This is a genomic window from Sinomonas soli (assembly GCF_054782415.1).
This window is the reverse complement of the sequence record NZ_BAAGSN010000037.1, coordinates 1-8246: the sequence shown is the minus strand read 5'-3', so window position 1 is coordinate 8246 and position 8246 is coordinate 1. Positions and strand designations below refer to the sequence as shown.

Annotated in this window: 17 protein-coding genes; all 17 read left to right on the top strand. The window is 69.7% G+C overall.

Annotated elements, in window-relative coordinates:
• Positions 1–782 (top strand): phage antirepressor KilAC domain-containing protein (locus ACYVKZ_RS20840; protein WP_460994386.1); only part of this gene is annotated, 782 nt, incomplete at its 5' end.
• Positions 779–1294 (top strand): hypothetical protein, encoded by a 516-nt coding sequence (locus tag ACYVKZ_RS20835; protein ID WP_460994385.1) that lies wholly within the window; start codon positions 779–781, stop codon positions 1292–1294. The genes ACYVKZ_RS20840 and ACYVKZ_RS20835, both read left to right, overlap by 4 nt.
• Complete coding sequence (locus ACYVKZ_RS20830) at positions 1291–1623, top strand: hypothetical protein (RefSeq protein ID WP_460994384.1); 333 nt, start codon at positions 1291–1293, stop codon at positions 1621–1623. The genes ACYVKZ_RS20835 and ACYVKZ_RS20830 overlap by 4 nt, the downstream gene beginning before the upstream one ends.
• Positions 1620–1811 (top strand): hypothetical protein, encoded by a 192-nt coding sequence (locus ACYVKZ_RS20825; protein ID WP_460994383.1) that lies wholly within the window; start codon positions 1620–1622, stop codon positions 1809–1811. The genes ACYVKZ_RS20830 and ACYVKZ_RS20825 overlap by 4 nt, the downstream gene beginning before the upstream one ends.
• The gene (locus ACYVKZ_RS20820; RefSeq protein ID WP_460994382.1) at positions 1804–2145 is read left to right on the top strand and encodes a hypothetical protein; all 342 of its coding nucleotides are present in this window, start codon (positions 1804–1806) and stop codon (positions 2143–2145) included. Before ACYVKZ_RS20825 ends, ACYVKZ_RS20820 begins: the two co-directional genes overlap by 8 nt.
• Positions 2146–2192: 47 nt before the next feature.
• A complete protein-coding gene (locus ACYVKZ_RS20815) occupies positions 2193–3581 on the top strand; it encodes a ParB/RepB/Spo0J family partition protein (RefSeq protein ID WP_460994381.1) in 1389 nt (462 codons plus the stop codon).
• Positions 3565–3918: a hypothetical protein gene (locus ACYVKZ_RS20810; protein WP_460994380.1), complete on the top strand. Its 354-nt coding sequence runs from the start codon at positions 3565–3567 to the stop codon at positions 3916–3918. Before ACYVKZ_RS20815 ends, ACYVKZ_RS20810 begins: the two co-directional genes overlap by 17 nt.
• Complete coding sequence (locus tag ACYVKZ_RS20805; protein WP_460994379.1) at positions 3915–4193, top strand: hypothetical protein; 279 nt, start codon at positions 3915–3917, stop codon at positions 4191–4193. Before ACYVKZ_RS20810 ends, ACYVKZ_RS20805 begins: the two co-directional genes overlap by 4 nt.
• Positions 4194–4290: 97 nt before the next feature.
• A complete protein-coding gene (locus tag ACYVKZ_RS20800) occupies positions 4291–4560 on the top strand; it encodes a hypothetical protein (RefSeq protein ID WP_460994378.1) in 270 nt (89 codons plus the stop codon).
• Positions 4557–5291, top strand: coding sequence for a hypothetical protein (locus ACYVKZ_RS20795; protein WP_460994377.1), 735 nt, complete (start codon positions 4557–4559; stop codon positions 5289–5291). Before ACYVKZ_RS20800 ends, ACYVKZ_RS20795 begins: the two co-directional genes overlap by 4 nt.
• Positions 5288–5653, top strand: a complete 366-nt coding sequence (locus tag ACYVKZ_RS20790) for a hypothetical protein (RefSeq protein WP_460994376.1) — start codon at positions 5288–5290, stop codon at positions 5651–5653. The genes ACYVKZ_RS20795 and ACYVKZ_RS20790 overlap by 4 nt, the downstream gene beginning before the upstream one ends.
• A complete protein-coding gene (locus ACYVKZ_RS20785; protein WP_460994375.1) occupies positions 5650–6201 on the top strand; it encodes a hypothetical protein in 552 nt (183 codons plus the stop codon). The genes ACYVKZ_RS20790 and ACYVKZ_RS20785 overlap by 4 nt, the downstream gene beginning before the upstream one ends.
• Before the next feature lie 94 nt (positions 6202–6295).
• Positions 6296–6742, top strand: a complete 447-nt coding sequence (locus ACYVKZ_RS20780; protein WP_460994374.1) for a hypothetical protein — start codon at positions 6296–6298, stop codon at positions 6740–6742.
• Positions 6743–6937: 195 nt separating this feature from the next.
• The gene (locus ACYVKZ_RS20775) at positions 6938–7180 is read left to right on the top strand and encodes a hypothetical protein (protein ID WP_460994373.1); all 243 of its coding nucleotides are present in this window, start codon (positions 6938–6940) and stop codon (positions 7178–7180) included.
• Positions 7180–7491, top strand: a complete 312-nt coding sequence (locus tag ACYVKZ_RS20770) for a hypothetical protein (RefSeq protein ID WP_460994372.1) — start codon at positions 7180–7182, stop codon at positions 7489–7491. The genes ACYVKZ_RS20775 and ACYVKZ_RS20770 overlap by 1 nt, the downstream gene beginning before the upstream one ends.
• Positions 7488–7841 (top strand): glutaredoxin domain-containing protein, encoded by a 354-nt coding sequence (locus ACYVKZ_RS20765; RefSeq protein WP_460994371.1) that lies wholly within the window; start codon positions 7488–7490, stop codon positions 7839–7841. The genes ACYVKZ_RS20770 and ACYVKZ_RS20765 overlap by 4 nt, the downstream gene beginning before the upstream one ends.
• A 55-nt stretch (positions 7842–7896) precedes the next feature.
• A partial coding sequence (locus ACYVKZ_RS20760; protein ID WP_460994370.1) for a hypothetical protein occupies positions 7897–8246 on the top strand: 350 nt, incomplete at its 3' end.

The following is an 8246-nucleotide window of genomic DNA, read 5'->3' as shown; positions in this document are numbered from 1 at the left end:
CCCAGCCGGCAGAGCCCACGTCTCCCTTCGACGAGATCCGCCGCACCCGGCCCGACGGGTCCGAGTTCTGGTCGGCACGAGAGCTGATGCCGCTCCTCGGCTACGAGAAGTGGGAGCGGTTCGCGGACGCCGTCGGCCGGGCCGTCGTGTCCATGGAGGTACAGGGCCACGACTCGGGCCGCGAAGCTTCCCGGCTCCGGGAACCTTTCGGCCGCACCCGCCAGCTCGGCGAGAACTTCCACCTCTCCCGGTTCGCCTGCTATCTGGTCGCGATGAACGGCGACCCGCGCAAGGCTGAGGTTGCGGCCGCGCAGGCGTACTTCGCGGTCCAGACCCGCGCCGCCGAGACGCAGCCGCGCCGGGAGCTGACCTTCGAGGAGAAGACGCTCGAGGTCATCCGGGGACTGGCGGAGCGGGTCGACGCCCAGCAGCGCGAGCTCGCGGTCGCGGCGCCGAAGGCCGAGTTCTATGACGAGCTGATGGACGCGAACGGCTCCTACAGCATGGAGGCCGCAGCGAAGGCCCTCGGCTACGGCCGGAACGTGCTCTTCCGCGAGCTCCGGCGCATCGGGGTCCTGCAGGGCAACAACCTGCCCTACCAGCGGCACGCGCACCACTTCAAGATCGTCCCGGGAACGTACCGCAACAGGTCTGGGGAGACAGTCCCGACCGCGACCACGTACGTCCTGCCCTCGGGCCTCGAGTACATCCGCAAGCGGCTCGCCGCCGCGCAGGAGGCCATCGAGGCCGCCGGCATCCTCACCCCGGGAGTGACCGAATGACCGGCCAGGAGTTCCCCACGAACCTGTTCTTCGACGCCCGCGACCGCGCCGAGCTGCGCCCGGCCGAGTACTTCCACACCGCGAAGACCACCCCCGCCGAGCAGGCCGCGGCGGCCATGAAGCTCCGCGACGAGCTCGAGCGGCGCTCGCGGCTCGTCTCCCGGGCAGTGCAGGACGTCGAGCGGCTCCGCCGGGCCCTGCACACGCTGCGCGACTTCGACTCGACAGGCAACGGCGACCAGGCCATTGACCACGTCCGCGTGGCGAAGATCCGTGCTGCCCGCGCCGTCGAGGACACCCTCCGCGAGCTCGAGGCCTCGTACCGACGACACGAGGACAACACCCGCCGTGCCGAGGCCGGCGAGGACCCCGAGCCAGCGGAAACTCCAGGACCCGTCACCGAAGGACTTATCGCCGGGTTCCATGTGCAGACGTTCCCGACGCCGGCCGAGGTCGCGAACAACATCACGCGGCACCAGCGGGCGATCGCGCTCGGCGGGAGCTTCCTGTGAATCGCCCGTACAGGACTCGGAAGAACGCCGTCGTCCAGCGCATCACGCGCGGCGCCGACGGCACACGGCACGTGGATCGCCCGCTGCGCTCGCAGGCGGTCCTGGACTACCGCACGAAGCAGGAGTTCGAGCGGCAGCTGACGACCTTCGCGCGGCGGGCGTGGCCGTCGGCTCGGTTCATCCTGATCGACCAGACGCCGAAGCATGTGGAGTCGAACGGCGTGACGCGCGCCGACGGGTCGATCTTCATCGACGGCGAGGAGTGCGCGTACTACTTCCTGCACGACCCGGCCCAGCCGTCCGCCGACCAGCCCGAGCTCGTCCCGTGAGGGCCCCAGTCCCGGCGGTCGCCCGCCGCCGCCGTCACGCCGTCGTGTACATCCCGCTGGTCGTCATCGGCGCGGCCGTGTTCCTGGCCGCTGCCCCCGTCCTCAATGGCGCCGCGATGCTCGGTGCCGCCCTCATCCTCGCCGGCGCGGCCGGCGTCGTCATCGAAAGCGGTCCCCGCCATGACTGAACAGCCCGCAGAACTCGTCCCCGCTCACCCGTTCATCGCCACGGTCGACGACGCGATCACCAAGGCCCGAGCGTTCCAGGCCGTCGTCGTTCCCCTCGCGGCGCCCGTGGACGAGCAGGTATGGCTCGGCAACGAGCCGGACGGCCCGCGCACCGTCTCCGTGAAGGATCCGGGCATGGCAGCCGCCTTCGATCAGGCCTCCGACGCGTACGACGCGGCAGGGGCGGCGTTCGAGGACGGCCGCCTCACCGAGGCCAAGAACCACGCCTACGTGTTCCTCGCCGCCCTCACGCGCATGCAGATCGCCGAGGCCGCCGCCCCGGCCGACGACTGAACCGCTCCCCACACACCACACCCCCACAAGAGGGAGACACCCGTCCCATGAACGCCCTGACCGCGGAGAGCCTGTCTGTACAGCAGCTCCGCCCACACCCGAAGAACGTCCGCCGCGAGGTCACCCCGTCGGAGGAGCTCGTCGCCTCAGTGAAGGCCCACGGGATCCTCCAGCCACTCCTCGTGACCCCGCACCCTGTCCTAGACGGCGACTACCTCGTGATCGCCGGGCACCACCGCCTCGCCGCAGCGAAGAAGGCCGGCCTGCTCAACGTGCCGTGCATGGTCAACGAGACACTCGGCGACGAGGCCGAGCAGCTCGCCGTGATGCTCGTCGAGAACCTCCAGCGCACCGACCTGACCGTGGGGGAGGAGGCCAAGGCATACCAGGCACTCCTCGAGTTCCCAGGCTGGACCGAGGCGAAGATCGCCAAGCGCACCGGCCGCGCGAAGGACACCGTCCGCGGCCGCGTGAAGCTCGCAGGCATGGGCGAAGCCGCCATCACAGCCGTCGAGGGCCGCCGCGCCAGCCTCGAGGACGTCCTCAAGCTCGCCGACGCCGGACTCTCCGAGGAGCGGCAGGCCGAGGCCCTCGCCGGGCCCCGCGTGGACGCCTGGGAGATCAATTCGGCGATCGGCCGGTGGGAGAAGGAACAGGCCGCCCCAGCCCTCGTCGAGGAGCTGCGCGGGCAGGGCCTGCCCGTCGTCGACCGCGCCGAGATCCCCGATGGCGCGAACCGGATCTGGACCTACTACCAGGACGACCTCGACCGCTACGACATCCAGGCCGTCGTGGTCGACGCCGAGTCCCGGTGGGAGGCCGAGTACCACGGCAAGCTGAAGCCGACCGCCGCGGGCAAGGCGCAGGCTCCGCAGGAGCTCACCGAGGAGCAGCAAGCCGACGCCGCCCGCCGCGCCGAGCTCGAGGCGGGCCTCAAGATCGCCCGCCGCGTCCACGAGGAGCAGGTCCGCACGACCATCCGCACCGAGAAGACCATCGAGAATGGCCGGGCCCGTCAGGCCATCACCCAGATGTGCCTCGACCTCGTGGGCAGCTGGGGCGCCGGCGAGTCCCTCGCCGACTGGCTGGAAGTCCCCGACGCCAAGGACAAGGACGCCATCGCCGCCGCGCTCGCCAGGCTCAACCTCGGCGGCATCGTCCTCGCCTACTTCGCCTGCCAGCGGCTCTACCCGCGCTCCATGGAGGGCCTCGAGGACCTCGACGACTGGGACGGCCGCGGCGGGGTCGAACCACTGGGCCGCGCCGTGTCCGCGCTCGCGGTCCTCGGATCGGAGCTCTCCGACGTCGAGCGCGAGGCCATCGACTACTGGAACACCCAGCCGTGCGGCGACTGCGACGAGGTCGCCGACGCGAACGGCCAGTGCGCCTGCGACCGGGCCGAGGACGAGGAGGCCGACGATGACGACGAAGCCTGAGGACGCCAAGGGCAAGCCCAAGGCCAAGCGCCCCGCCCGCACCGGCTGCGAGCCGTGGTGGGCATCTCTGGCCCAGGCTGGCGTGCTCGCCCTCGCGTTCGCCAGCGGCGGCGCCGTGGCTCGCCTCAGCACCCCCATGGGCATGCTGCCCGCGGCTCTGATCGGTCTGGTGGGCGTCATCATCGCCGATTCGATCATGACGCGTCTCCGGCGCCGGCTCATGAAGGACTCCCACATCTGCGGAGCCAAGACCGGCGCGCAGGCCGCCCTCCGCTCGCTCAAGACCCGCGGCTTCGAGCTCGTCAAGCTCGGCAAGGACGGGGTCGAGAAGCTATGACCCGCCACCACCTCGCCCTCGCCCCGCTCGAGGGCCACCGCGACGCCCGCTACGAGAAGATCTCCGCCACCCGCCGCGCCAAGCGCCAGGAACGCATCGCCGAGTTCGAGTTCCTCCTCGAAGGCCGCGTCGCCACCGAGGAGGCCGCGCTCCGCGCCGGCTGGCCATCCATCGAAGCAGCGGAGATCACCCTCCGCCGCGAACACCACCCCCGCGCCGCCGAACTGGCCCGCATCATCCGCCGGCACCGCCGCCAGACGAAGAGAGCAGCATGACCACCCACCTGAACAGCATCGCCCAGGAATCACCCGAGCGCTGCCCGTCCTGCGACGGCATCATCAACCCCCACACCGGAGAGTGCAGGTGCTCCGATTGACTGCCGCCGCCATCCTCACCGACGAGGAACTCACAGCCTGGCTGAAGAACCTCCAGCACGACGCCCAAGCCGCCCAGATGGCCGCAGCAAAGGCCACCGGCGACCAGAACACCCTCACGATGCTCTCCTCCGCCGCCGACGTCGCCCGCCGCCGCGCCGAATGGCTGCGCTCGCGGGCCCTGCCCGCCGGCGCGTGCATGTGGTGCAGCGCCGTCGAGCGGCCCTGCGCTGAATGCACCCCCAAGCCGAAGGGAGACTGGGCGTGATCCTCGACGTGAACACCCTCGACCTGCGACAGGCGCTCCAGGCCTGCCTGCCGCACGTCTCCGACCCGAAGCTCGCCCCGGACCTCGCCGTCCTCCACTTCGTCGCCACCGACGAGAACCTCTTCGTCACCGGCGTGAACCGCGCCAGCCTCGGCCACGCCATCGTCTCCGTCTGGGACGACCGCGAGCTCACCGGCGACCCCGACACGGACTGCTTCGACCTCGCCCCCGAGACCGCCAAGGAACTCCTCACCCTCTTCAAGTCCGGCGGCCACGGAGCCTCCGAGGAGGGCATCGGGGAGTGCCTCCGCATCCGCGTCACCGACAAAGATGTCACCTTCCTCGACGTCTCCGGCCTCTTCCCCGGCAAGACCTACACCGTCCCACGCCAGCCCGCCGCCGAGTACCAGGTCGGCTTCGCCCGCATGCTCCTCGAGTGCCTCATCGCCGACGCCCCCGCACCCTCGAAGATCGCCGCCGCCGGCCCCGTCGTGAAGTGGTTCGCCACCGCCGCCCAGGCCTACAAGCAGCCCCTCCTCCTCGAACCCACCGACGACGAGCACCGCCTCCTCGTCACCTGCGGCGAATCCTTCGTCGGCATCCTCATGACCCTCCGGACCGACGACGGCGCTGCGCTCGCGGACGCCGCTCAGTGGCGGGATGCGTGGATGCATCGCCTGCAGCCGCTCCGGGCACACGGGACGGGCAGGCAGCGCGAGGAGGCGGCATGACGGCCGTGCTCGATGTCCCGCGCGAGGGCGTGCTGGTGGGCTGCTCGGTCTGCGGGCGGCCGATGCGGCCGTACGACGCGAAGGCCGCGGACTGGCCCGGCACCGTATCTCGACGCTCGGCCACGGCGTGCTATTCGTGCTTCAAGCGCCCGGCCGGCGCGCCCGTGAGGTTCCGGGGCGAGACGAAGTTGCAGGTCGAGGACGTCGAGTGGATGGCCGAGACCGGCGAGATCCCCGAGCGGGCAGCCACCCGCGCCGGCTACGCGAAGTGGGACAGCCTCCGCCTCGCTCTCATCAAGGCAGGCCGCGACGACCTCGTCCAGCGGCTCCTCAGCAACCACCACGGAAGGAATCCCGAATGAGCCCCCGCACGCCCAACGTCGTCCTCAGTGTCGGCGACAACTACGAGCTCGCCGTGAGCCTCCTGGACGAGGACAAGTGGGTCAACCTCGCCGTCAAGGAGCGCTGGAGCGCTCCGGGTACCCAGCGGAAGGTCCATGACGCCGCATATCCAGTCGAGCAGCTCCGGAGGCTGCTCGGCGGATGCTGCGCACAGCCGTCGGCAGACTGCGAGGCCGCTGCCGAGCTCGGCAAGCGCGCCGAGAAAGCCGAGGCGAAGCTGGCCAAAGTCATCGCGGAGCTGGAGAACTCCGACGCATACGACCTGACCATCAAGACGTACAACCGTCTGCACCGAGCAGCCACGGAGGAGGGGAACGCCCAGTTCACCCTGCCCACCGAAGCCGGCGCAGGTGTGAGGGCTACGGGCCCTACGCCGGACGGGCGCGGATACGAAGTCGAGTTCCGCCTGTACACCGATGCTTGGCGCGATCACGAAGGGCACGTCTGGTCTGAGGTCGACATCCTCACGGTCTTCTGGGACCACCGCCTGATCGAGGCAGGCCGGTGAGGGCGCTCATGGCCGGCGTCGTCCTGGCCGCCATGCTCACAGTCACGTTCGGATGGCCGGTCGTCATCCTTGGCTACCACCTCTGGAGGGGACAGTGAATCAGCCAACGGTCGAACAGCGCGACAAGCTCGCTGAGATGATCAGCTGCCACGACAGCTACCACTACTTCGAGGACGAGCGCGGTAGCGGATCGGAGTGCTCATGCGGGACGGAGATCTGCCCGGGTCTCGAGTACGCGCCCGCCGCTCACGTCGGACACCTCACGGACGCGCTCCTCGTCGACGGCTACCGAAGGCTCCGCACCGTGACGGCAGCCGATGAGCTCGACAAGCTACCCCTCGGGTCCGTGGTCGCCTGCATCACCCACATGTCAGGCTCGCCGCTTGTCATCACCTTTCAGCGCGGCTCGTTCGACACCATCGGGAGCGGGTGGGCCACGACAGACGCCCACGGCCTGATCACCTCCGAGAAGGTCTTCGAGTTCATCGGCCTCAACGGGCTTCCGATGGAGCTCACGGTCCTCCACGAGGAGCGCCGATGACCGCTGAGCAGCTGGCCGCGCTCGCGGTCACGGCGGCGCCCGTCCTCGCCGCGATGGTGATCCACACGTGGATGACATTCCGCCAGGGCGGACGCCGATGACGACTGACCAATGGACGTGCGCCACCTGCGGAGAAACCTACGTTGTCCCGTCCCTCGCCAGGGACTGCGAGAAGAAGCACGAGAAGGAGGAACAGTGACGAACACGCTCCAGCCCACCAAGCAGTGCCCCGGCTGCGGTCGCACCGAGCATGACCACGGCTACTGCAGCGACTGCCTCGACCGACTCACCAAGGAGGCCCCCATGGCCCAGGCGCCCAGCACCCACCGAGCCTTTGCCTGGCAGCAGACGGCAGACGAGGACCTTGAAGGAGTCATCGTGGAGCGACTGTCGCTCCACGATGACGGCTCGCGCGTGTTCGATACGAAGGCCATCTGATGAGCACGCGGCTCGACAGCGCGACCCGCGCCGTCTTCGCCTGGTTCGGGGAGCCGTCCCCGGCGGACCCGGCCCGCCTCGCCGGCATGATCGGGCTGATCTACGAGCCCGAGGTCATCACTGACCCCGACCGGCTCGACCTGCTCGCGGTCGGCGCCGTCGTCCGCGACGACCAGGGCCTCGTCCTCGAGGTCGTGAGCCGCGACGACGACGGGAACCTCTGGTACCAGACCGGCGACGCCGACGCCCTCGTGACAGCCGCGATCACGCTCCCCGCCACGCTCATCCACGACCCTCAGAACGACGCATGACCACCGATCACCACCGCACCCAGGAGAACACCAGCTTGACCAGCAACACCGCCCCGTCCCTGTCCAAGCGCATCCAGGCCCGCGACGGCGTCGCCGTCGTGCTCTTCACCAAGCCGGAATGCCGCCAGTGCGACATGACCAAGGGCGTCCTCGACCGCGACGACATCCACTACACGACCGTCGACGTCACCGAGGACCCGGAGGCGCTCGAGTTCATCAAGGCCCTTGGCTACATGCAGGCGCCCGTCGTCTTCACCTCGGCGCCCGACGGCGACCACCACTGGTCAGGGTTCCAGCCAGCCAAGATCCGCCAGCACATCACCCACCGGGAAGACGCCGACGCCGCATGACACAACGCGCAGAGAACACCACACAGCACACCACAAGGGGCAGGGGACCAACAGGATGGCATGGGCGAGATTCGGCGACACAAGCGCGAACCATCCCACCGTCCTCGCCGTCCTCGAGCACGACGACGCCGACGACCGCATCGTCAACGAGCTCTTCGGCTTCGTAGCCCGCTGCTCCACCCAGTCAGCAGCCCACCTGACCGACTACGTCATCAACCGCGGCACCGCGATCGCGCTCGCAGGCAGCATGGCCCGCGCGGACGCACTGCTCGGGCTCGCTGTCTGGGCCGGGTACATGACCGAGGAGACCGGGTTCGTAGACGGGCGCGAGCAGCGCCTGTACCGGATCATCGAGGACCAGGAGTTCATCCACCTGCGCCTCCGCGAGGAGGTCGAGTGGGAGCG

What these genes read in the sequence shown, in the direction of transcription:
- ACYVKZ_RS20835 (WP_460994385.1), top strand. Translation starts at nt 779, where the DNA reads ATGACCGGCCAGGAGTTCCCCACGAACCTGTTCTTCGACGCCCGCGAC.
- ACYVKZ_RS20820 (WP_460994382.1), top strand. Translation starts at nt 1,804, where the DNA reads ATGACTGAACAGCCCGCAGAACTCGTCCCCGCTCACCCGTTCATCGCC.
- ACYVKZ_RS20815 (WP_460994381.1), top strand. Translation starts at nt 2,193, where the DNA reads ATGAACGCCCTGACCGCGGAGAGCCTGTCTGTACAGCAGCTCCGCCCA.
- ACYVKZ_RS20810 (WP_460994380.1), top strand. Translation starts at nt 3,565, where the DNA reads ATGACGACGAAGCCTGAGGACGCCAAGGGCAAGCCCAAGGCCAAGCGC.
- ACYVKZ_RS20805 (WP_460994379.1), top strand. Translation starts at nt 3,915, where the DNA reads ATGACCCGCCACCACCTCGCCCTCGCCCCGCTCGAGGGCCACCGCGAC.
- ACYVKZ_RS20790 (WP_460994376.1), top strand. Translation starts at nt 5,288, where the DNA reads ATGACGGCCGTGCTCGATGTCCCGCGCGAGGGCGTGCTGGTGGGCTGC.
- ACYVKZ_RS20785 (WP_460994375.1), top strand. Translation starts at nt 5,650, where the DNA reads ATGAGCCCCCGCACGCCCAACGTCGTCCTCAGTGTCGGCGACAACTAC.
- ACYVKZ_RS20770 (WP_460994372.1), top strand. Translation starts at nt 7,180, where the DNA reads ATGAGCACGCGGCTCGACAGCGCGACCCGCGCCGTCTTCGCCTGGTTC.
- ACYVKZ_RS20765 (WP_460994371.1), top strand. Translation starts at nt 7,488, where the DNA reads ATGACCACCGATCACCACCGCACCCAGGAGAACACCAGCTTGACCAGC.